Raw genomic sequence first — 23080 nt, forward strand, 5'->3', positions numbered from 1 at the left:
TCGAAAAACCATCAAGCCGCGCGCGACTGACTCAACGTGAAGGCGAGCAGATCGCCATCGGTCGGCTCACCCCAGGTCTTGCGTGCGAGCCAATCGAAGAACGCCGTTTCGACAATCTTCGAATCCAGGCCACGACGGCGCCAGTCGTCCCGCATGTGCGTGCCGAGCGCCGGCAATTCGTCTTCCTCGAAAGACTGCCGTGCGATCTCCCGCTCCGCCTCACCTTGCTCGTTGTACAACTCGTACGCTTCCTTGCGACGATGCGCCGAGTATTCGCCCAACAAGCGCGCTTTGAGATCATCGGCCGGCGCGGCGACCGCGGCTTTGCCTGCACCGCTTGACGGCAGCGCTTCGACGGGCGGCGCATAACCTTTCTTCAACGCATCCTTGAACAGCGCAGGCGCGCTGCGCACAGGCGGCAACGACGTGCTGCGCATGCGTTGCTCGGTCATCTGCAAAGCGGCGCGAATACGGTTTTCTTCACTGTCGGCATACAGCGTTTGCGCTTCTTTCAGCGGGATGCCGATCTTCACCATCCGGTCGACCAGCGTGCTGTCGAACACATTCGGATGTTCGTCGAGCGCCAGCATCGGCTGCTTGCGCTCCGTCACGCGAAACTGGATTTCGGCGACCCGTCGCCCCTCGCGGTGTTCGATCAGTTCGACAAAGATGTTCGTGACCGCGTTGACCTCGGCGATCGCCGGGCGCAGGTAATCGCGTTTGAAGTACTTATATTCGCGCTTCGCCTCGTCGCCTGCTTCCGTGTCCGGCGTGCCCGACAGAATAGGGCGCCACCATTCCCACGTCTCACGCATCGTCAGGTGACTGGGGTTGGTCAGATAGCGCACGCAGATCTCGTACAGCGCGAGACCTGCGCTACTGCGCAGCTGGCTCTGGAACTGCAGACTCAGACGCGCGTACTGAACCGGATCGAGCAGCTTCTTCTTGATCTTCGGCGCAAACGAAAATTCCACCCAGACGCGGCGGGTAGTCGGGTCCTCGAGAATTTCCGCGTCGGCGATCAGCGTGGAAATGCCCCATTTGCGACCGGGCTTCTGACTGGACGTGCCGGTGCTCCATTCGACCTGCACCGACACCATACGCCGCAGGTGCTCCTTAACGAGCGCGGTGTCGTTCGAGTCGAAGGCGGAATTGGCGACGATGTCGGAGAGCAGCGCCCGATACGTGTCGCCCGATTCGTCCGCTTGCTGGGCGACGGCGAGGAGCACGTTGAACAGCTTGCGAGTAAGCAGCGTGATTTTGCCGCTCTTCGGCTGAATGGCGATCGCCTCGACGGCTTTGCGCAATTCGGCCGAGCTCGGGCTGACTACATCGGTCTTCTTCGCGCGCTTGGTGGCCATGCGTCTGGTCGAGGAGGGATTTGGCGAGAGCATACCGGCTGTGGTGATACGCGTCTATAGCGCGACTCTCACCGTTCCCGGTGAAGTGAGTTTACGAGGCCTGACTCACCTCGAGCAACTCCCGAAAACTCTCACCTCACCGGTTTACGCCAGGTTCGGGCCGTCCTTACGGATCGCGGCCTGCGCAAATTCGGCCTTTTCAGTGCCGCTCACGAACGGGGAGTACTCGATCCCGAATCTCCTCACCTTAAAAAATTTTGGCGAATTTGGCGATGTGGTGTCGACCGACTGGTGGAGGGATAGTGCTGGAACAGGCTTCAGGCGTTTCTGGTCAGTGAGAAAGGGAAAGGGAAGGGGAGGGGCGGCAAAACAGCGGCGCCGGGGACTCCGAAATCAGGTCGCCGCCCGCATGAAGGCATGCGTCTGGAGAGCTGTCATTGAGACACGACGTTTGCCGGATTCTGCTGCCAAGCCGGTTGGAGCCAGCCCCCAGCGGCCTCCACGGCACAGCTGACGCTCCGCAGCGCGGGTTGTGCCGGCCTCATGCACGTGGAGGGCACGTCAGGCGAAGTGCCGCCGCACAGGTCCTCGATACGAACATGTGGTCGCAGTTCGCCAGTTCAAACCCGCAGAGATCAATTGCGGTTCCGTTGGCTCTTTTGCAGTGCCGCCCGCAACCGTAGGCGTCCATCGAAGCGCGGGCGGAAGCGCCAACATGTCTAATCGGTCGCTAAGCGACGCCTCTCCATCCAAATACTCCCCGAAAAAGCTCACCTTAACGCGCGTGGAACGCTTGAAGTGGCGCGGCCTTCCGAAACGTCAAGCCCCGCAATCGCTGAGAAACCCTCCCGAAAAACCTCACCTTTGGGCTGCCCAGGCGGTTAGGCGCACCTCCGCGAGCAGCTCCCGAAAAGCCTCACCTTTACGTAACAATATAAGATACTTCAACAATTTCAATGAGTTACAGATATCTTTATAACTCGCTGATCGATAGACGTTCCCGCAAACCCTCACCGACGCTCCTATATGAGAGAAAAGACCACGCCACCGTTAACCTTCCACCCCCTCCCGAAAAACCTCACCAATCAACTCGGTTAATCACCGGGCAACCGCCCCTCAAGCGGCATCCGTAGGGCTTTTCCGAGCGACAGCCGCCAAATTGATCCTGTATTTCCTCACCTCAGCAGTCCACAGCCGCTCAAAAACCTCCCGAAAAGTCTCACCTTTAGGCAAACCAGGCAATTTAGACGTGCCACTGACCCGCCCAATCCGCTGCTCCCGAATTTGCTCACCTTTCGAATTCCGGCATCCACAAGCCGGCCGACGCTTCCGACGAATTGCGCATCGCAACGAAGCAACGCTCCCGCAAAAGCTCACCTTATGCCCGGGAATGCACACATTTACGGCAAAAATGCCCCTGCGACCCTGTAAAGTCTCACCTTCGGTTCGCGTTTCCTCCTGACTTGGCTCACCAATGGGGTTAACGAGCCCAAAACCAGGCAAAAAAGCGAGATCAAAGGCGGTCCCGAAATCGCTCACCTTTCGCCAGGCGGGCCTTAGCGCGGACTTTCGAGTGCTGTCGGGCGATCTGCCGGGATTAGCTCCCGCAAACTCTCACCTTTGCGGAAACCGACGGTATACCGGCTCTCCTGAACCCGCTCACGTTGTGTCCCGGACCGGCTCACCGAGGCCCCCGAACCTCATCACTCAAGATTCCCGCAAGATCTCACCGCGTCTCCCGCAAAGCTTCACCTTGCCGGGCTGGAACCCTTGCCAGATAAGGGTTTGCCGTGGCGTTAACGTTTTTAACATGGGTTCAAAGGTGTTTACTTTTATTACTCTCTAGCCCCTTTCCCCGCGAGTCCTTCGGACACGGCCGAACCCTACATTGCCTCCAGCACATGTTCGTGAAACAGTACGCGATCAGTTGAAAGGCACTAAAATCTCTTTCTTTACAAGAGCTTATTGGCTATTCTTCGTTTTGTTTCACGGAGAAATGTAGCTGGTGTAAGTCATTCGACGTTTCACACGCTCCAAAGCACATCAATTCGCTCAAACCGGCAGGACCGGACAAATAGGTAGCAAACGCTACGTAAATTGTTATGATCCATCCAATTCGAGCGACATCGAGGTTGAACATGAATCTGGACCAGGAACGGCAAGCCATCCGTGGCGAGCTTGAAACGATGCGCGCTCAAGGCGTGCGACGGCAAGATCTGTCGCTGCATGCCTGCAAGCGACTTTTTTTCGACCTGGGCATTCGCCCATCCATGGCAGCGGTTCGTGATCTGACACAGACCGGCAGCGCAAGCGACATTCCGAAGGACATCGACCACTTCTGGGAACGCATCCGGGCCGTATCGCGGGTAAAAGTCGGCGCGGGCGCTATCCCGAAAGCATTGGAAGATCGCGCCGGTGAGCTCCTGGGCGCGCTATTCGAAGAGGCCGTCAGCCACGCGCGGACGACACTCGACGCCGAACGCGAAGAAATCCGCGCGCAAATCGCGGCCGCGGAGCAACGTGCACGCGATGCGGAAATTCGGCGCGACGCGTCGGACGAGGCGATCAAGCGCAGCGAACTGCGGGCCGAAGCCGCGTGGGAACGGGTTCGCGCGCTCGAGACCGAGTTATCGAGCGCCACTACTCACGGAAATGTTCATCAGGAAGGTTTGCAGGCGACGGTGCGCCGGCTCGATAGCGAAAACGAAGCGCTGCGCCAGCGTCTCGAGGGCGAACTGGCGACCAATGCCACGCTGCGCGACCGGATCGACGCTTTGCACGTCGAGCTGCGCCAGAGCACCGAACACTATGCGCAGCAAATCAAAGACGCGGTCGCCGAGGCCGAACGACGCGTCAAGCCGATGCTGGTCGAACTCGATTCGTTGCGCAGCATGGCGGCGACGTATCAATCGGGCGTCCGCGACGCGAGTCGCAAGGAATTCGAATTTATCCAGCAAATCGCCGCGGCCAAGGCGCGCGGCGATCGGCTGGATGCTCAACTGCGCGAACAATCGGATGAAGTGGATGCGCTGACGAAAGAAGTCGCCGTGCTGCGCGCCCGGCAGGGCATCGATCCGACGATCGGCAACCTGCTTTGTTCGCTGGTCGAAGCGGGCCGGTTGACCAGCGATGAGTTGAGCGTGATCGGCACTGCCGCAGACGGCCATGTCCAGTTGCCGCTACGATGCCCGAAATGTGATGAAGGTGAGCCGGAGTTGTCGCACGTCGATCACCGCTTCGAACTATCTTGCCCGGAATGCGAGCACTCGTCGGGGCTCGGCGAATCAAGGCTCGCGGCGGTCAGCCGCTTTCTGTCGAGCGACGCGGTCGCGACGTCTCGACAAGTCGACGCGGTGCGGTAACGGATAAATCGCTAAAGGTGAGGAAATTCGGGACCCGGAAGGTGAGCCTTTTCAGGGCTCGCTAGCTCCCGATTTCCGCATCAAACGCCCGTCGCGCCGGGGCGCAGGCAAAGGCGACGCTGCCGGATCAGGAACGTCGGCGGCGGGCGAAATCTGCTGATCCGTCCACATTAGCCACGCGCGATGCAGCCGATTGGCAGACACCGCCTGCACGAACCCCAGCCATTGGCCGACCAACTCCGCTTCCACCCCGCTTTCGAACAGATCCGCTGCAAAAGTGTTGCGCAATGTTTGCGGGCTAGCGCGGGACTTCCGCGACTCGGCGACCCCGGCCCCGTCGATCAACGCGTCGACCGCGCGCAGCATCGTGGCTTTGTGCATCGGCCGCCCGGAGGGCGCCGCCGGGAAAACGAGATTACCGGCCAGTTCCGTGTGACGCCGTTCAGCGAGCCAGGTGTCGAGAATCGCGGTGGCGAACGGCGCGAGCCGGGTGCGGCGGGTCAGCATCGGATTGGCGGACTCGATCGTGACCCACGGCGACCCGGCACTCACGCAACTAACCGTGAGTGCCGCCGCTTCACCCGTTTTCAATCCGCCGCCGAGAAATACCGCGATCAACGCCCGGTCACGCCGCTCTCTCCAGCGCTGCGCGTTCGACAAATCCGGCAACGGTGCAAACAGTTGCGCAATCAGCGCAGTCCGTTCGGCATGGGTAAGAAAGCCGGTGGGCTCGTTGTCGCGCGCATTTCGCCAAGCTGCTTCGCCATCCTGAACAATGAAACGCGCGGGGTTGGTCGACGCCGATTCGACTTCGCGCACATGATCCAGCACCCGTTCGATCAGCCGTAAATAGCGGACTCGTTGGGGTTTTCGAATTGGGAGCCCCGCGACGAATTCGGCGATCGTGTGCGTATCGACCGTGACCAGACTCTTCTGTCGCGCACCGAGCCATTCGAGGAAAAGTCCCCACTGCGCCTGGTAGACGCTCGCGGACGACCGTCTGAAATGCTGCCTGGCAAGCCAGGCATCGAAAGCGATTTGTGGATCGCGACGCCAGTCTTCGCGCTGCTGGTCGAATAGATCCGTGGACGGCGCAGGGCGTGGAACCGGGTCGGAAAGATGAGGAGGTGACATAGGCTATTCTTCCGTTAGTTGCGCATATTGTAGGTGGCAACCGACGAAAATACCGCCTTAGCCGCCCCAAGGCCGCGAGCGCTTTAGCCCCGAGTTCTCCGACGCCGGCTTCACTGCGCGGCGCGCGGCCTCTTCGTAGGCGCTGACGGCGAACGCGAACACCGCCGGCAGTGCGGTGGACGTGCCGAAATCCACAGCTTCATCCGTTTCGGGATAAGGCAAGTCGGACGGGCGTTGGAACAACCCCAGCATCAGCGCGTCGTGCCGGCTGGCAAAGCCAAGGTCGGCGAGCGCCTCGGCTTCGATGGCATGCAGCAAACGCCACGTGAGCGGCACCTGCTGCACGATATAGCGCGCGGCAATATTGCGCACGATGTGTTCGAGATCGCGCGCCGCGGTTTGATAGCGCAGCGCGGCCAGAGCTTGATCGGTAGGGTCGGCTCTCAGATTATTCATTCTCGGCTCCAGTCGATACCCTGTACTGTACAAATATACAGTGTTCGATGCAACCTCGGCCGAATGGCCGAATCCGCCAACTGCTAGCCGCGAGGCGCCCGGCGCGGCCCGGTTTTCACCCGTGGATCACCACCAGCAGCGCTTTCGCCTCGCCCTTGCCGGCGTTGCGGATCGCATGCGGCTCGTCGGCAACATAGCGCGCGGTGTCCGCCACCTTGAGCCGTTTCGTCGCGCCGGCCGCTTCGATTTCGATGGAGCCGTGCAGCACGGTCAAATGCTCGCGCGTGCCGGGCTCGTGCGCGTTCGACACCAGCGCACCGCCCGGCTGCAGCGTCAATTCATACCACTCGAACTTGCCGGCCAGCTCGATCGGCCCCCACACCCGCAACTGGTATTTGGCTTCATGCCCGCTCAACGTGGGAATCTCGTGCGGACCGGAGACGGCGATCGCCTCCGGCGGCTTGGGCGGTGCAAACAGCGAATCGAGACTGACGCCGAGCGCATTGGTCAGCCGCCAGGCGACCGCGATCGTCGGGTTGGCCTTGTCGCGTTCGATCTCCGAGAGCATCGATTTCGACACGCCGGCCGCGCGCGACAGATCGTCGAGCGTCATGCGCCGTTCGGCGCGCAGACGCTGAATCTGTTCGCCGACGCGCGGCGGCGCCGCGCTGGCCGGCACCGACGTCGCGCCGGAGGTGGGCGCCGCGTTGGCCGCGGCGCGGCGAATACCCGAACTTGCCATTTCCTGACCCATCGTTTAGAGTTGTTCGATATACCGGATTTTAGTTCGGAAAAACGAAAATATCCGATAAAACTGACAGCCGACTATAACAGGCCGCTTTGTCGTCGCCCATGCCGCGCTCGTGCCGGACAGGCCGACATGAGCGTCATCACCTATCCAGGAGTCTGGTTCATGCGTGACCAATACCTCGCCCACTTGCGCGGCACTCTCGAACAGATCCGTGCCGACGGCTTCTACAAGAACGAGCGCGTGATCGCCAGCCCGCAGTCGGCTGACGTTCGTCTCGCCAACGGCACCGACGTGCTGAATTTTTGCGCGAACAACTATCTCGGCCTTGCCGACGACTCCCGCCTGATCGAAGCGGCCAAAAACGGCCTCGACAACGACGGCTTCGGTATGGCGTCGGTGCGCTTCATCTGCGGCACGCAAACCGTGCATAAGGAACTGGAGCACGCGCTCGCGGCGTTCCTGCAAACCGACGACTGCATTCTCTACTCGAGCTGCTTCGACGCGAACGGCGGCCTGTTCGAAACCCTGCTCGACGAAAACGACGCGATCATTAGCGACGAGTTGAATCACGCGAGCATCATCGACGGCGTGCGGCTCTCGAAGGCGAAGCGCTTCCGTTACAAGAACAACGATCTCGCCGATCTCGAAGCGCGCCTCAAAGAAGCGGACGCCGCCGGCGCGCGCTTCAAGCTGATCGCAACGGACGGCGTGTTCTCGATGGACGGCATCATCGCCGACCTCGCCGGCATCTGCGATCTGGCCGACCGCTACGGCGCACTCGTGATGGTCGACGACTCACATGCGGTGGGTTTCGTCGGTGAACACGGGCGAGGCACGCCGGAACATTGCGGGGTGCTGTCGCGTGTCGACATCATCACCGGCACGCTCGGCAAAGCGCTGGGTGGCGCATCGGGCGGCTACGTCGCCGCGCGTAAGGAGATCGTCGAATTGCTGCGGCAGCGCTCGCGTCCCTATCTGTTCTCGAACACGCTGACGCCGAGCATCGCCGCCGCATCGCTGAAAGTCCTCGAACTGCTGGCAAGCGACGAAGGCGCGCAATTGCGTACACGTGTGCGTGAAAACGGCGCGCACTTCCGCAGCAAGATGAGCGCGCTCGGCTTCACGCTCGTGCCGGGCGAACATCCGATCATTCCCGTGATGCTTGGCGACGCGCAACTCGCGTCGAAGATGGCCGATGCGTTGTTGAAGGAAGGCGTCTACGTGATCGGCTTTTCGTTCCCGGTGGTGCCCAAAGGCCGCGCGCGCATCCGCACGCAGATGAGCGCCGCGCACACGCCCGAGCAAATCGATCGCGCGGTTGACGCATTCGCGCGCGTCGGCCGTGAACTCGGTGTTATCTGAAACAGAGACGCATATGAAAGCATTGGCAAAACTCGAACGCGCGCCGGGCCTCACGCTCACCGACGTCAAGAAGCCCGAAGTCGGCCACAACGACGTGATGATCCGCATCACGCGCACCGCGATTTGCGGCACCGACATCCACATCTGGAAGTGGGATGACTGGGCGCAGAAAACCATTCCGGTGCCGATGCATGTCGGCCATGAGTATGTCGGCGAAATCGTCGAGATGGGGCAGGAAGTGCGCGGCTTTGCGATCGGTGACCGCGTGTCGGGCGAAGGACATATCACGTGCGGTTTCTGCCGCAACTGTCGCGCGGGGCGTCGGCATTTGTGCCGCAACACGGTCGGCGTCGGCGTGAATCGTGAAGGCGCGTTCGCCGAATATCTGGTCATTCCGGCCTTCAACGCATTCAAGATTCCGCCCGAGATTTCCGACGATCTTGCGGCGATCTTCGATCCGTTCGGCAACGCGACGCACACCGCGCTGTCGTTCAATCTGGTCGGCGAGGACGTGCTGATTACCGGCGCCGGACCGATCGGCATCATGGCGGTGGCGATCGCGAAACACGTCGGCGCGCGCAATGTCGTGATCACCGACGTCAACGACTATCGCCTCGAACTCGCGCGCAAGATGGGCGCGACGCGCGCGGTGAACGTGTCGCGCGAATCGCTGCGCGACGTGATGGCCGATCTGCACATGACCGAAGGCTTCGACGTCGGGCTGGAAATGTCCGGCGTGCCGAGCGCATTCACCAGCATGCTCGACGCGATGAATCATGGCGGCAAGATCGCATTGCTCGGTATTCCGCCCGCGCAGACCGCGATCGACTGGACTCAGGTGATCTTCAAGGGCCTCGAAATCAAAGGCATTTACGGGCGCGAGATGTTCGAGACCTGGTACAAGATGGTCGCGATGCTGCAAAGCGGATTGGACCTCTCGCCGATCCTCACGCACCATTTCAAGGTCGACGATTATCAGCAGGCCTTTGCGACGATGCTGTCCGGCGAGAGCGGCAAGGTGATTCTCGACTGGACCGCTGCATGAGTTGACGCGACAGCCGTCGCGCCGAACCGCCAAAGCCACGCCCCATCCAACGCCCGCATCGTACTCAACCGCCTGCGGGCGTTTTCACGAACTCCGCCTGAATGCGCACATGAATGTCGTCGCCGACGGCCGGATACCACGTCGTCAAACCGAACTTCGCGCGGCTGAAATGGCCGTCCGCGGAGAAGCCGAGCGTGTCTTTCTTCGTCAGCGGGTCGGGTGCGAAACCGTTGAACGTGACGTCGAGCATCACCGGTTGCGTGACGCCGCGAATCGTCAGATCGCCGGTTAGCGTGCCGCGCGATTCGCCAGTGCGTTCGAACCGCGTACTCACGAAGCGAATCTCCGGATTGCGCGCCACGTCGAGCATGCTGTCGCCCTTCACCATCTTGTCGAGCAGCGGCACGTTCGTATCGATGCTCGCCGCGTCGATCGTGATCGACGTCGTGCTCTGGTCGAGACCGCCCGCGTTCCAGTCGAGCTGCCCGTGCTTGCGATCGAAGCGGATCGTGAAGCGCGAGTATTTGAAGTGATCGATGTCGAACGTGATGCTGGTATGGTCCGGATCGACTTCGTAGCGGCCGACCGGCACGCGCGCCTCGTTCTGGCTGACCGAGTGAGTGAGGACCTGCAACGGCGTGCAGGCCATCGCCGTCAGCAAGGTGGCGGCCAGCAGCGCGCGCGCCAGCGTGGCGCGGACAGATGATGAGCTCATGACGTTCGTTCCGGTTGGTCGATCGTCATCACGATAGCAGCTAGCGTAGCCAGCGCGCCGGAACACGTCACGACTTGACGAAGGGGAATGATCGTTCTACCCTTCGTGCATGGCTACCGATCCTCTAACCGAAGCAACGGCCCCCGGCAGTGCGCGCGAGCGTCTGCTGGACGCCGCCGAAGCGCTGATCTACGCCGGCGGCATCCACGCGACCGGCGTCGATGCGATCGTCAAGCAGTCCGGCACGGCGCGCAAGAGCTTCTACACGCATTTCGAATCGAAAGACGCGCTCGTCGCGGCCGCGCTCGAACGGCGCGACGAACGCTGGATGAACTGGTTTATCGCGGGCACGCAGCGGCGCGGCAAGACTGCGCGAAAGCGTCTGCTCGGCATGTTCGAGGTCCTGCGCGAATGGTTCGCGTCGGACGACTTTCATGGCTGCGCGTTTCTGAATGCAGCCGGTGAAATTGCCTCGGCCGACGATCCGATCCGGATAGTCGCGCGCAAACACAAGGAACGGCTGCTGGATTTCGTGCGGACCGAATGCGATGCATTCGCTGCGGAGTCGAACATGGATGCGCGGCGCGCGGCGCGGCTGTCGCGTCAGTGGCTCGTTCTGCTCGATGGCGCCATCGCCGTGGCGCTGGTGAGCGGCGAGGCCGACGCCGCGCTCGACGCGCAGAAAGCAGCCCAGACGTTGCTCGACGCCGAAGGCGGGTCCAAGGCGAAGGCCGGATTCGCCGATGAGCGAGGCATGTCCGCCCGCATCGTCGCAGGCGATTCCGCAAGCAAACCCGCCACCCCCGGCCGCCCTCGCGGCGCGCCGCAACCTGACTGAGGAGCCATCATGGCCGATCCGATCGAAACCCGCCCGCCGCTGCCCCCGTTCACGCGCGAAACCGCGATTCAGAAAGTGCGCGCCGCGGAAGACGGCTGGAACACGCGCGACCCCGAACGTGTGTCGCTCGCATACACGCAGGACAGCATCTGGCGCAATCGCGCCGAATTCACGCATGGCCGCGCGGAGATCGTCGGTCTGTTGCGCCGCAAGTGGGCGAAGGAACTCGACTATCGATTGATCAAGGAACTGTGGGCGTTCACCGATAACCGCATCGCCGTGCGCTTTGCCTACGAATGGCACGACGATTCGAACAACTGGTTTCGCTCGTACGGCAACGAGAATTGGGAGTTCGACGAGCACGGGCTGATGGCGCGCCGTCATGCGAGCATCAACGATCTGCCGATCCGCGAAACCGATCGTCTGTATCACTGGCCGCTCGGCCGCCGTCCCGACGATCATCCAGGCCTCTCCGACCTCGGCCTCTAGTCCTGCATCGACGATGCCGGTGAAGCGAGCCGCGCATCCACCGCTGATTCACCGCTTTGCCATCGCTTCTCCGTTATCGCTGCGGTTCGTGGCGCGGGGCACGTCGTGTGCCCGCGGGTCCGAGCGTGCCCTCAACATTGCGTGTGCGGCTTGAGGTACAGTGCGCGACGGGCGACACGCTCATGGCCACCACATAGATGACACCGGCGCTCGACTGGTGACGGAGAGCACATGCATTTTCGGCAGATCAAGAAGAATATCCGACTTACTGCAGTGGCGCTGATTGCGAGCCTCGCAGCGGCATCCGCCGCGCACGCGGGCAACTGGTGCGAGGGTGGCGTGTGGGTCGACGCCATGCTTGGGTCATATCACATCGACCCCGATCCGAATACCGATTTCGAGCAGTTCAATCCCGGCCTTGGCGTCGAATGCTGGCTCAACAATCAATGGGCGCTGACCGCCGGCGGCTTTCGCAATTCGCTGCGCCGGCCCTCGTACTATGGCGGTGGCGTCTGGGCGCCGGAGTTCGCGCATTGGGGCATCGTGCGGATCGCGGCGATGGGCGGGATCATCTCCGGCTATAACTATGGCAACTGGGGCCTCGGCCGCAACCATACGATCGGCCCCGTGGTTGCGCCGATCGTGATGGTCGAATACAAACGCGTGGGCGCGAACTTCATCGTGATTCCGCCGATCCCTTCGGACAATCTGCCGTTTACGATCGGGTTTCAGGTGAAGGTGAAGTTCTGAGCGAAGACCGCAGCGCCTGGATCAGACGGGACTCGCTGGGTCCGTTCGCCGGGCCTTGCCGCTTTCAGCAGCCGACGCGCCCGGCAGAAAATCGACCGTGAAATTCGTTCAGGCGGCGGACGCGATCCGGTCGAGGACAGCGCTTTGCGACTGCCCTTGCGGGTGCTGTTACGGCCGCCGAAGCGTGCGGCTACGGCGCCCATCGACGGACACCGCGCGTTCGCCCGCGACCGTCACGCGACGAACGAGCCGCTCCTGCGTACCGTAGTCGTTGACCGCATAGTGCTGGGTGGCGCGGTTGTCCCAGATCACGACATCGTTCTGACGCCACTGCCAGCGCACGGTGTTTTCGAGGCGGATCACGCGGTTTTGCAGGATCTCGAAGATGCGCGCCGACTCCGAACTCGACAGACCCACGATGCGCTTGATGAAGTGGCCCAGCAACAAGGCCTTTTCACCCGACACCGGATGCACGTGAACGATCGGGTGCTCCGCCTCGTACACGCTCGAAACGAACACGTTCTGATGATGCGCGAGGCGTGCATCGGCGGATTGCGCGTCGGTGCCCGCGACGCGCTCGGCGCCGTAGTCGTAATCGTTGGTATGCACTGCCCACAATGAATCCGCCAGTCGTTTCAGATCGTCCGGCAGACGCTCGTACGCGACGGCGGTATTGGCCCAGACCGTGTCGCCGCCATACGCCGGAATCTTCACGCCGCGCAGAATGGAAATCTTCGGAAACGCATCGATGAAGGTGACGTCCGTGTGCCACGAATCCGCGCGGCCGCCGCCCTTGGACGCGTCCAGTTCGAACAGTTTCGTACCTGCCGGCGACGGCACCGTCGGGTGCGGGACGGTATCGCCGAAACGCGCGCCGAATGCCTGATGCTCGGCGTCGTCCAGATGCGACTGGCCGCGGAAGAACAGCACCTTGTATTTCACCAGCGCGCGATGGAGCGTGTCGATCGCGGCATCGTCGAGCGAGGCGGAGAGCTTGAGGTCCTGAACCTCGCCGCCGATCAACCCGGCGACGCGCCGGATGGGAAGATTTTCGAATGACGTGTCCAGAGATGTTTGGGCGGCAGAACTCACGGATGACCCTCCTGTATGAAGAGGTAAAAAGTGTAGGAACCCGCGCGTGATGCTCAAACCAATCAATCGGAATATCGATTCCGACCGCCGCTTTATAAGCATCGGGCCGCGAGGTTTGATCGCTGGTTCAGGTCGAAGGTGAGCCGTTCCAGGATGGTGAGGATTTCCAGGGGATAGCGCTCGCGTCGCGAACGGTGAGGAATTCCAGGAGATCGCCCCATGGGCGTTCAAAGGTGAGGAGTTCCAGGAGACGTTCGCCAGCTTCACCGCCAGATTCGCCGGGAAGTGAGTCGTTCCAGGAGACGAACAGCACCGTGAAAGACTACAAAGAGGCGTTGAGGTGAGTCGTTCCAGGAGATCGTCAGCATAAGGTGAGCGATTCCAGGAGGTGAGTGATTGCCACTCCAGGTGCGCACCTGTGCTTGAGGTGAGTATTTCCAGGGAGTACTCCACATAGCCGCTTCAGGTGACGTGCGGCGCGTTCGACGAACTCACCGTCGTGTCGACGCCGCGCGCCGAAGCCGCCAATCTCCTTACATCCTCCTCCCTATACAAACAACGCGCGAACGTCCGCGCTTGCCTTCGCGCTTGCCTTGCATGACATCGCCATCGCGGCGCAAGCGGTATTACACGGCCACACACACGCGGACAACGCGTTGCGTGGGCCGCGATTTTTCATCGAGCTTGTACTCCGCTGTCAAACATGATTTTTCGTCGCTTGCGACAGGTGAGAGCATTCGGGAGCTGCCGAGGTGAGAATATGCCTACCTGTCGGCGCACTTCGGATTCGAAGGTGAGGGAATTCGGGAACATGTCGGCGTGCGGGCGATAGGTTCGTCGGCAGGTTTACCCGCCGCTCGCATGCGCGACAACGCGAGTTCGTCAGCACACAAATTCGAAGGCCAACGATTAACGGCCTTCGACACGCAAAACTTTAGAACTGAATTTCGCCCCCTCGCCTGTGCGAAAAAAACTATGTAGTCATCGCTGAGTAACATGCGTCGGCCATACTCGTCGACGCTGCAAAGCAGACCATATTTCGCACAAAAAACGCGCGGCTCCAACTGAGAGCGGACGCGAAGGCCAGGCCCCGGGGGGTTCACATGACGATCCGTCATCGCATCACGCTATTGGTTGTTCTGATGTTCGTCGCGTTGTCGGCGATCGGCGGCTATGCCGTCTACCAGACACGCGGCAGCGCCGCCGAAGTGCGCAAGGTAACCGAGGGCGTCGTGCCCAGCGCGCTCGCGTCCGCCGACCTCGTGTCGCAAGTCAAGGACGTGCAGCTCGCCACGATGACGCTCGTCTACGCGCCCGACGCCAACACGGTCGCCCAGGCTCAGGACGAACTGAAGAAGAAAAAGGCGTCGCTGCAACAGGCGCTCGCGTTGCAGGCCACCGAGGCCGCGAGTCACGCGCAGCAAGGACTCGTCGCACAGGCGAAAGACAGCCTCGAAAACTATTTCGCCGCGATTGCCGAGACGGCGAAGATGAAGGCCGACGGCAAGAATGAACTCGCACAGGCGTATCTGTTCGCCAACGTCGCGCAATATCGCGACGAACTCGAAGGCATTGTGGAGACGTTGCGCGTCGAGAAGAATCGCGAGAAAGATGATGCGATCACGTCGCTGAACGCGACGCTCGCCACCACCACTACGGCCATCGCGTCCGTCACCGGTATCGCGATCATTCTGCTGACTTCCATCGGCGCGCTGCTGTATCGGCAGATCACGCGCCCGCTCAGCAGCATGCAGGCGATGATGAGCGAAATCGCATCGAGTCAGGACTTCACGCGCCGTGTGCCGGTGGGACGGCTTGATGAAATCGGCCGTTCGATCGTCGCGTTCAACGGCATGATCGAGAAGATTCAGGAAAGCTCCGCGCAACTCAAACGGAAAACCGCCGACATCCAGGCGATGTTGCAGAACATGCAGCAAGGCATTCTGACGGTGGTCGACGGCGCGAAGATTCACGCGGAGTACTCGGCGTATCTGGAAGATATCTTCGAGACGAAAGACATTGCGGGGCGCGCGCTGATGGACCTCGTGTTCTCGGACACCGATCTCGGCGCGGACGCGCTCTCGCAGATCGACGCGGCCACGCATGCGTGTCTCGGTGAAGACTGCATCAACTTCGCGTTCAATCAGCACCTGCTGGTCGGCGAGATTGCGAAGCGCATGCCCGATGGCCGCGTGAAGATGCTCGACCTGAGCTGGTCCGCGATCACCGATGAAGACGACACCATCGTGCGGCTGATGCTGTGCGTGCGCGACGTCACCGAACTGCGCAAGCTTGCGGCCGAAGCGAGCGAGCAACGCCGCCGCCTCGACATGATCGGCGAGATTCTCGCGGTCAGCGAGGAGAAGTTTCATCACTTCATAGAAAGCTCGGCGGGGTTTGTCAGCGAAAACGAGCGCATCATTCGCAAGCATTCCGAAGCGGATCATGCGGCGATTGCCGAGCTGTTCCGCAACATGCACACCATCAAGGGCAACGCGCGGACTTACAACCTGCAGCATCTGACCAATGTCGTCCACGAAACCGAGCGCAGCTATCACGAGCTGCGCCAGCCGGACGCGGATCGCTCGTGGGATCAGGAGCATCTGATGCGTGAGCTGACGCGCGTGCGCGAGGCTATCGAAAGCTACGCGACGATCAACGAGCAGAGCCTTGGACGTAAGGGCAAAGGTCAGGCGAACGACGCGGGCAACACCGGCCGCTATGTGATGGTCGACAGGGACGACCTTCAGCAGACGCTCGATCTGCTGGAGCGAACGAACGCCGCCGACCTTCACGAACTGCAGTCGCTGTGCGATGCACTGCGCCGCATGCTGCGCTCATTGGGCAGCCAGAGCGTGCGCGACGCGCTGTCCGGCGTGCTGGACTCGCTGCCGTCGCTTGCGAGCGAGTTGGGCAAACCCGCGCCGACCGTGCGCATCGACGACAACGGCTACCGTCTGCGCGGGCAGGCGGGCGGCACGCTGAGCAACGTGTTCGTGCATCTGCTGCGCAATTCGATCGACCACGGCATCGAAACCGCCGACGCTCGCAGCGCGCAACACAAAGCACCGGTCGGCACGATCGATATCGAAGTCGGCGTGGACGGCGGCGCGTTACAGATCACACTCAGTGACGACGGCCGCGGTCTCGCGCTCGACCGGATTCGCGGCATCGCGCGCGAGCGTGGCTGGATCGGCAGCGAAGACGGACTGAGCGATGAGGCGATTGCCGACTTCATCTTCCGGCCGGGCTTCTCGACGGCGGAAACGGTCACCGAGGTGTCCGGACGTGGCGTCGGCATGGACGCCGTGCGCGATTTTCTGCGGCGAGAGAACGGCAGCATCGAGCTGCGCTTTACCGACGATCGCCAGGGCGCGCCGTTCCGTCAGTTCCAGACGATCGTCTACCTGCCGGACAGCGTCGCCGTCGACACGCTCGGCGTGCAGGCGCGCGCCGCAAGCGGCATCAATGGCGACAGCGAAGCGAGCGGCGAACGGCAACTCGACGCGGTGACGGGTTGAACGCGGCTCGCCGGATTTCGAAGGATTGGTCGTGACTCAACAGTATCTATTGGCTGCGTTCGCGGGCGGCGCGTTCACCGCGCTGTCGGCATGGGCCGCCCACAAACTGCACAGCGCGAGGCTGACGGCGCGCTTGCGTGCGGAGGCACAAGCGCGGATCGACCCGCTCGAAGCTGCGCACGCCGCGCATCAGGTAGCGCTCCGCGAACGTGAGCACGCCGAAGCGGCGCTCCATGCGTTGACCGAACAGTTGCGCGACGAGCTGAAGCGACAGTCGGCCAGCGCCGCTGAACAGCGCGCGATGCTTGACGCCGCGCACGAGAGCAAGGCGCAGTGGACGAGCGAGGCGCGCCAGATCGCCGCCGAAGCCGCGCGTCTTAAAGGACTCGGCGCGACGTTCGAGCGCTGGCACGAGCAGATGATCTCGCTGATGACGCAGAACCACGACATGCACGCTAAGAATCAGGAGTTGTCGTCGATCGTGCGGCATGTGGTGATCGTGTCGCTGAACGCGTCGATCGAAGCGGCGCGTGCGGGTCCGGCCGGCCGCGGCTTCGCGGTGGTGGCGAGCGAAGTGCGCTCGCTCGCCGCGCGTTCCGAAGAGTTGTCGAAGAGCTATCGCGACAGCCTGCACCGCAACGACCTGACCACCACGTCGACGTTTCAGGACATCCAGGCGGGCGGCAAGATGATCGCGGCGTCGCTCGCCAGCGTCGAGTCGATGGCGAACCGCTTTCACGCGCAGCTCGACGAGGTGCCGGTGTGATTTCGGCTCACGCGAAAGATAGCTTCGAGCGCATCTTCCGCAAGGCGGCGCAAGCGCGTTTGCCGATGAACGCGGGCGACCTCTGCGAGATCGCGTCGATTGCCGAAGCGGACAGCGGCGCAACGAGAGACACGCAGGTGGTCGTGCTGACCATTTCGTCGATCGTGTTCAGGCTGCTGCTGATCCTGCACTTCGACGAGGACGACACCACGCGCCGCTACTACTTGAACGACGCCGACGAGCGGCCGTTCGAGGAAGCGTTTCTGGAAATCTGCAACCTGTGTTGTGGTGCGATGAATCAGGAACTGCTGCGCTATTTCCCGGACCTCGGCATGTCGACGCCCTATGTGTTGAACGCGCGTTGCCTGCCGCATCTGCATGAATTGAAGCCAGCGCTGCTGTCGTCGTATTCGGTCGTGCTCAACGGCGACGCGCGGCTTGCCGCGACCGTCTGCGTGTGCGCGCATGCGCCGCTCGACTTCGTCGCGGATACGAGCGCTGTTGAAGAAACCAGCGGCGAGCTGGAATTGTTTTGACCATGACGACAGGCCTCGGGGCGATCAGGAAAGCGACATGAACCTCAACGAGCCGGTCAGCAAGGTACTCGTGCTGGACGATTGCCCCACGCACAAAGAGGCGCTCAAGCGCTTTTGCGACGAGAACAATCTGGTCGGCGTGAAAGTGGGCAAGAACCGCTTGCAGTCGGTGCTGCGTTCGAACATCGATCTGGGCGCGGTGCTGTTCGCCGAGAACTATGGCGGCTCGCCCGAGGCCAGCGCCGAACTCGCGATCAGGATCAACGCGGTGCGTCCCGAGTTGCCGATCATCATGCGACGCGAACACGACGCGAACACGGATGGCTTGCCCGAGAGCTTGCGCCGCGTCGTGTGCGCCGCTTATGTTGCGCACGACATGGCGCCGCTGCGCCGCGTGATCGACGAATACATCTTCAGCCTCGATTATCCGAACGCGCTGGTGCGCGGCATCGCCGAGTTGACCCAGGCGATTCTCGGCGACGTGTTCAAGGACTTGAGCATCACGTGCGAGACGCCGTGCATCGTGCGCGACCGCATCATCTTCGGCGAGGTGTTCAGCCTGATTCCGCTGGAGAGTGCGTGGTGCCGCGGCTACATGACGATGCAGGCCGAAGAGGCGCCGATCCTCGAACTGCTCGACCGACACCGGATGATCGACAAGGCGCCCGCCGGCGAAGCCGATTTCCGCGACCTGAACAGCGTGCTCGGCGAAGTGACGAACCTCGTGTGGGGCTCGTTCAGGAACCGTTATGTCGGCGACGCGGACGCATGGCGGCGCAGCGAAGTGCAAGTGCCGCTGCTGGTGAATCACAAGCACAAGTACATCTCGTTCGGCAGCGGCAATCCGCAACTGTGTTTCATGTACTGGCTGCGCGACCCGCAATCGGGCCGCGCGGTCAGGTTGCATCAACGTTTCGTGTTTAGCCTGAGCTGGTCGCCGGAAGACTTCAGGGAAGTGCCGGACGATGTCGGCGCGATGGTCGAAGCAGGCGAACTGGATCTGTTCTGAGTAGTGTCAAAAGGTCAAAGGAAACAGCATGTCGAAAATTCTGGTGGTGGATGACTCGAGCACGGTGCGCGACGAAGTGGCCGGCTTTCTGAAGAAAAACGGTCTCGACGTCGATACGGCGGTGGACGGCAAGGACGGCCTCGCCAGGTTGAAGGCCAGTCCCGGCATCAAGCTGGTGATCAGCGACGTCAACATGCCGAACATGGACGGCCTGACGATGGTCGAGAAGATTCGCGGCGAACTCGCGAACACGACTGTGAACGTCATCATGCTGACCACCGAAAGCAGCCCGGCGATGAAGGAGCGCGGCAAGGCGGCCGGCGTCAAAGGCTGGATCGTCAAGCCGTTCAAGGGCGACGCGGTGCTCGAAACGTTCCGCAAGCTGGCGGGCTAGACGGCTCAAAAGCGGCGCGCCGCGCGAAAGGTGAGGGTTTCCGGGAGCGGTTGCCGGGCGCTATGACCCCGGTGATTTGCAAAGCATGATTCGCTATAACGGCAGTGGTTGAAACACGTTAGTCTCCCAGTGAACGTGAACGACACGGGGTGACTTGCAATGGCCGCGAAACCTTCTGGACATATACAGGCGGTAACTGCGAATGCGGTTACGGCGAGCACTCGCGCCCCGGTGCAACTGGCCTAGGACGACGCCGACATGTGCCAGTTGCTCGCCCTCAGTTGCGCCGAACCCACCGACGTCAGCTTCTCGCTAACGGGCTTCGCCGCGCGCGGCGGTCTGACCGATCATCATGTCGACGGCTGGGGCGTGGCGTTCTACGAAGAACGCGCATGCCGCGTGTTCGTCGATGAAAGGCCGGCGTATCAGTCGCCGGTTGCCGAGTTTCTGAAGAGCTATCCGATCAAATCGCGCAATGTCGTCGCGCACATTCGCAAGGCGACGCAGGGCGGCGCGCGGGTCGAGAATTGCCATCCGTTCATGCGCGAGTTGCGCGGCCAGCAATGGGTGTTCGCGCACAACGGCGACCTGAAATCGATCGATGCGTTGGCGGAGCCGGGGCCGTTCGCGCCGGTCGGCTCGACCGATAGCGAAGCGGCGTTCTGCTTCATCATGAACCGCCTCTACGCGCATTTCTCCACACACGCGGATGCCGACCCGGACGACATCGACGCCGTGTTCGACGTCATCGAGCAGGCGACACGCATGCTGAACCCGTTCGGCATTTTCAACTTCGTGCTGTCGAACGGCAAAGCGCAGTTCGCGTATTGCTCGACGCGTCTGTCGTACGTGATTCGTCATTGGCCGTTTTCGAGCGCGCGTCTGGTCGATGGCGATCTCACCGTGGACTTCGCGGAACGCGGCACGCCCGCTGATCGCACGGCGGTGATTGCCACCACGCCGTTGACCGATGAAGTGTGGACCACCTGCAAGCCCGGCGATCTGCTGATGTTTCGCAGCGGCGCGCTGCTGCGGCGCGCGCATGTTCCCGTCCCCGCTGAAGTCCTCGCGACTTCGAAATACGCGCTCTCCGAACTGTCCGCTGTGGCGGCGTGAGCGCTTCTTTGTTCGTCGAACTGCCGTTCCGCGGCTCAAAGGTGAGGATATTCGGGAGCCGGCCACGTTACGCGATACGTGAGTCTGCGCACCTCGTTTGACCTCACTCTTGCGCGGTGGCGACGATCACGACCGCAACCATCCCCGGCGAGATTTGTTGCGCTGTCGTTGTCCGTATCGACGTGTTGGCATACTCCGCTACCACGCGTTGCTTCTTCTGGCGTGATGGATTGTGCGCGCCGTATCAATGGCTTACCTATCGGCGCTCTATCGACAGAGAGTCGTTCATCCTTCGTGGCGCATCGCCGCGCCGCCTGCCTTGCGCATGCGCTACACACGGCATAACCACCCACGACGCGCACTCGCGCATACGGTTCACGCCGTTCCGGTCCAAAGGTGAGGGTTTGCGGGAGTCGCCTGTTTCGAACCCATCGCGCCTTGCCCAGCATGCCTTTGCGCCCTGCCCCCAAGCTCGAAAGGTGAGGGTTTTCGGGAGCAATTGAAGCGGCGCCTCACGCCGAACCCGCACCGCTGTGTATCAAAGGTGAGGTTTTTCGGGAGGCGCCGTTGCCGATCGTCACGCCGGTTTGGCGATCTCGCGGATGTCGGCTACCGGCGTCTGCCCGAACGTGTCGCCGAGCGCGTAGTCGACCAGTTGGGCTGCGCATTGCTCAGGCGTCGTCAGTTGGCCATTGCGCTTGAGTTCTTCAAACTTCGCGCGCATCGGGAACTGGTCCTCGCCGCTGCCGCGAATCTCCGCCTGCATGTCCGTATCGATCACGCCCGGCGCCAGGCTGCAAATGCGCAGCGCGCGATTCGCATCGAGCGCGACGGCGCGTGCGTGATGATCGAGCGCGGCCTTCGTCGCGCAGTAGATGCTCCAGCCGGGATACGCGTTGCGGGCCGCGCCGCTGGAAATGTGGACGATGCGGCGGTCGGTGGCATCGACGGCGGCTGCCGCGAGCGCGCTGGCCAGCATCAGCGGCGTGGCCACGTTGAGGCTCACCGCGCTCGCGATCGCCGCCGCGTCCTGCCCTTCGATCGGCCCGATGGGTTGCACCATGCCCGCGTTGTTGATGAGCAGAACGGTGTGCGCGCCGCTGACGAAAGCGCGCAACGTATCGGTCGCGATCCATTGCGCGACGCGCGCCGGGTCGGCGAGTTCGAGTTCGATCTCTTCGAGTTGCGCCGGGAAGCGCGTCTTCAGCGTGGCGTGGCGCGAGCGCGATAGGCCCAGCACGCTGACGTTGCGTGCGATCAGCTGTTCGGCGAGCGCTGCGCCGAGGCCGCGAGTGTGGCCGGTGACGATTGCGCGGATCGGGGAAGTGGAAGGCATGTCGGTCCTTATAAGCGTTGGCTGGCTGAGGACCGTATTTTCTCACGCGGCATTCAGGTCCTGCCCGGACTGACACTGGCGCGAACCGCGAATGCGGTGGAAACTAGGCGGCGTGCGCAACGCCTCGCCTGAACCATGATGCCGAGCGACGGCGCATGACGGCACGTCGTTCGCGCCCATGGCCGTGGTCTGTCAATCGTTCGTAGTTCGCGATGCCGGTCACGCGTAGACCGGAGCCGGTCAGCCTACAGGACGTCAAAAATGGAACAGCTCATCACTCACCCAATGGTCTTGTTCGTCGTCTGCATGGTTCTCATGTCGTGGGCCGCATGGGTCGGCGCTTCCGTGCTGAGACGCCGCAAACCGCTCGATAGCGATGCCCGCGAAGACTTCGGCATAGTCCTGTCCGCTACCCTGACGCTCCTGGCGCTCGTCATCGGCTTCAGTCTTTCCATGGCGGTGGGACGCTACGACCAGCGCAAGAACTACGAAGAAGAGGAAGCCAACGCGATTGGCACGGCATTCTTCCGGGCGGATCTCCTGCCCAGCGCCGCGGCAACAGACCTGCGGCCGCTTCTCCGGAAATATCTGGATCAACGCATTGAGTTCTATCTGATTCGCGACCCGGCGGAACTCACTGCAATCAACGCCGTGACCGCGCGGCTCCAAATGGATATGTGGGCCGTCGTTCGGGCCGCAGCGGCCGCTCAGCCCACCCCCGTCACCGCATTGGTCGTTTCCGGGATGAACGACGTGATCAACACGCAGGGATACACCCAGGCGGCGCAATGGAACCGCATCCCCCGGTCCGCATGGGCGTTGCTGATTCTGATCGGCTTGTTCTGCAACCTGCTGGTTGGTTACGGATCGCGCAGCGCAAAGGTGATGCGGCGCTTCCTCCTGGTCATGCCGTTAGTGGTGTCGCTTTCCTTCATGCTTATCGCCGACATTGACAGCCCACGGAACGGCATCATTCGTGTGGTGCCGAGAAATCTCGTCGCCCTGGAGCAGTCACTCCCTGGATAGGAAAGCGCGATAGGGGCAAAG

At 62.0% G+C, this 23080-nt stretch carries 20 protein-coding genes; 13 read left to right on the forward strand and 7 right to left on the reverse strand.

Annotated elements, in window-relative coordinates:
• Positions 1 to 11: 11 nt before the first annotated feature.
• Positions 12 to 1361 carry a replication initiation protein gene (locus tag BGI01S_RS15305; protein ID WP_042326594.1) on the reverse strand — a complete coding sequence of 450 codons (1350 nt, stop codon included), beginning with the start codon at positions 1359 to 1361 and terminating at the stop codon, positions 12 to 14.
• A 2138-nt stretch (positions 1362 to 3499) separates the two neighbouring features.
• On the opposite strand from BGI01S_RS15305, the gene BGI01S_RS15310 reads away from it, so the two are divergent.
• The gene (locus tag BGI01S_RS15310; protein WP_042326595.1) at positions 3500 to 4723 is read left to right on the forward strand and encodes a DNA-binding protein; all 1224 of its coding nucleotides are present in this window, start codon (positions 3500 to 3502) and stop codon (positions 4721 to 4723) included.
• A gap of 51 nt (positions 4724 to 4774) precedes the next feature.
• Here the strand turns inward: BGI01S_RS15310 and BGI01S_RS15315 are convergent, their stop codons facing one another.
• The 3 genes from BGI01S_RS15315 to BGI01S_RS15325 form a co-directional block, all read right to left on the reverse strand.
• The gene (locus BGI01S_RS15315) at positions 4775 to 5857 is read right to left on the reverse strand and encodes a tyrosine-type recombinase/integrase (protein WP_042326596.1); all 1083 of its coding nucleotides are present in this window, start codon (positions 5855 to 5857) and stop codon (positions 4775 to 4777) included.
• 57 nt (positions 5858 to 5914) lie between these two features.
• Positions 5915 to 6313: a DUF2471 domain-containing protein gene (locus tag BGI01S_RS15320; protein ID WP_042326597.1), complete on the reverse strand. Its 399-nt coding sequence runs from the start codon at positions 6311 to 6313 to the stop codon at positions 5915 to 5917.
• 115 nt (positions 6314 to 6428) lie between these two features.
• Positions 6429 to 7067, reverse strand: coding sequence for a helix-turn-helix domain-containing protein (locus BGI01S_RS15325; RefSeq protein ID WP_042326598.1), 639 nt, complete (start codon positions 7065 to 7067; stop codon positions 6429 to 6431).
• Between the two features lie 159 nt (positions 7068 to 7226).
• Between BGI01S_RS15325 and BGI01S_RS15330 the strand changes: the two genes are divergently transcribed.
• The gene (locus tag BGI01S_RS15330) at positions 7227 to 8426 is read left to right on the forward strand and encodes a glycine C-acetyltransferase (protein ID WP_042326599.1); all 1200 of its coding nucleotides are present in this window, start codon (positions 7227 to 7229) and stop codon (positions 8424 to 8426) included.
• A gap of 13 nt (positions 8427 to 8439) precedes the next feature.
• Positions 8440 to 9471: an L-threonine 3-dehydrogenase gene (tdh, locus tag BGI01S_RS15335; protein WP_042326861.1), complete on the forward strand. Its 1032-nt coding sequence runs from the start codon at positions 8440 to 8442 to the stop codon at positions 9469 to 9471.
• A gap of 64 nt (positions 9472 to 9535) precedes the next feature.
• Here tdh and BGI01S_RS15340 read toward each other — a convergent pair whose 3' ends face one another.
• Positions 9536 to 10186: a YceI family protein gene (locus tag BGI01S_RS15340; RefSeq protein WP_042326600.1), complete on the reverse strand. Its 651-nt coding sequence runs from the start codon at positions 10184 to 10186 to the stop codon at positions 9536 to 9538.
• Between the two features lie 109 nt (positions 10187 to 10295).
• Between BGI01S_RS15340 and BGI01S_RS15345 the strand changes: the two genes are divergently transcribed.
• From BGI01S_RS15345 to BGI01S_RS15355, 3 genes are all read left to right on the forward strand, one after another.
• Positions 10296 to 11024, forward strand: a complete 729-nt coding sequence (locus tag BGI01S_RS15345) for a TetR/AcrR family transcriptional regulator (RefSeq protein ID WP_232624428.1) — start codon at positions 10296 to 10298, stop codon at positions 11022 to 11024.
• A 9-nt stretch (positions 11025 to 11033) separates the two neighbouring features.
• Positions 11034 to 11513 (forward strand): nuclear transport factor 2 family protein, encoded by a 480-nt coding sequence (locus BGI01S_RS15350; protein ID WP_042326602.1) that lies wholly within the window; start codon positions 11034 to 11036, stop codon positions 11511 to 11513.
• Positions 11514 to 11744: 231 nt separating this feature from the next.
• The gene (locus BGI01S_RS15355; RefSeq protein ID WP_042326604.1) at positions 11745 to 12263 is read left to right on the forward strand and encodes a hypothetical protein; all 519 of its coding nucleotides are present in this window, start codon (positions 11745 to 11747) and stop codon (positions 12261 to 12263) included.
• 168 nt (positions 12264 to 12431) lie between these two features.
• Here BGI01S_RS15355 and BGI01S_RS15360 read toward each other — a convergent pair whose 3' ends face one another.
• Positions 12432 to 13355, reverse strand: a complete 924-nt coding sequence (locus BGI01S_RS15360; protein WP_042326606.1) for a TauD/TfdA dioxygenase family protein — start codon at positions 13353 to 13355, stop codon at positions 12432 to 12434.
• A 1103-nt stretch (positions 13356 to 14458) separates the two neighbouring features.
• On the opposite strand from BGI01S_RS15360, the gene BGI01S_RS15365 reads away from it, so the two are divergent.
• The 6 genes from BGI01S_RS15365 to BGI01S_RS15390 all read left to right on the forward strand — a co-directional run bounded on the left by BGI01S_RS15365 (position 14459) and on the right by BGI01S_RS15390 (position 20697).
• On the forward strand, positions 14459 to 16876 hold the full coding sequence (locus tag BGI01S_RS15365) for a HAMP domain-containing protein (RefSeq protein ID WP_042326608.1): 2418 nt from the start codon (positions 14459 to 14461) through the stop codon (positions 16874 to 16876).
• A 31-nt stretch (positions 16877 to 16907) separates the two neighbouring features.
• Positions 16908 to 17642 carry a methyl-accepting chemotaxis protein gene (locus BGI01S_RS31290; protein ID WP_042326609.1) on the forward strand — a complete coding sequence of 245 codons (735 nt, stop codon included), beginning with the start codon at positions 16908 to 16910 and terminating at the stop codon, positions 17640 to 17642.
• Positions 17639 to 18178 (forward strand): hypothetical protein, encoded by a 540-nt coding sequence (locus BGI01S_RS15375; protein WP_042326610.1) that lies wholly within the window; start codon positions 17639 to 17641, stop codon positions 18176 to 18178. The genes BGI01S_RS31290 and BGI01S_RS15375 overlap by 4 nt, the downstream gene beginning before the upstream one ends.
• Before the next feature lie 37 nt (positions 18179 to 18215).
• On the forward strand, positions 18216 to 19187 hold the full coding sequence (locus BGI01S_RS15380; protein ID WP_042326612.1) for a chemotaxis protein CheX: 972 nt from the start codon (positions 18216 to 18218) through the stop codon (positions 19185 to 19187).
• A 28-nt stretch (positions 19188 to 19215) separates the two neighbouring features.
• Entirely contained in the window at positions 19216 to 19581 is a 366-nt protein-coding gene (locus BGI01S_RS15385) for a response regulator (protein ID WP_042326613.1), read from the forward strand.
• Between the two features lie 258 nt (positions 19582 to 19839).
• Entirely contained in the window at positions 19840 to 20697 is an 858-nt protein-coding gene (locus BGI01S_RS15390; protein ID WP_042326615.1) for a class II glutamine amidotransferase, read from the forward strand.
• A gap of 577 nt (positions 20698 to 21274) precedes the next feature.
• Here BGI01S_RS15390 and BGI01S_RS15395 read toward each other — a convergent pair.
• Positions 21275 to 22033 (reverse strand): SDR family oxidoreductase, encoded by a 759-nt coding sequence (locus BGI01S_RS15395; RefSeq protein ID WP_042326617.1) that lies wholly within the window; start codon positions 22031 to 22033, stop codon positions 21275 to 21277.
• A gap of 261 nt (positions 22034 to 22294) precedes the next feature.
• Here BGI01S_RS15395 and BGI01S_RS15400 point away from each other — a divergent pair, with 261 nt between their 5' ends.
• Positions 22295 to 23059 carry a bestrophin-like domain gene (locus tag BGI01S_RS15400; RefSeq protein WP_042326618.1) on the forward strand — a complete coding sequence of 255 codons (765 nt, stop codon included), beginning with the start codon at positions 22295 to 22297 and terminating at the stop codon, positions 23057 to 23059.
• Positions 23060 to 23080 lie beyond the last annotated feature (21 nt).

It is taken from the genome of Paraburkholderia ginsengisoli NBRC 100965 (assembly GCF_000739735.1).
In the GTDB taxonomy this organism is placed as follows: Bacteria; Pseudomonadota; Gammaproteobacteria; order Burkholderiales; family Burkholderiaceae; genus Paraburkholderia; species Paraburkholderia ginsengisoli.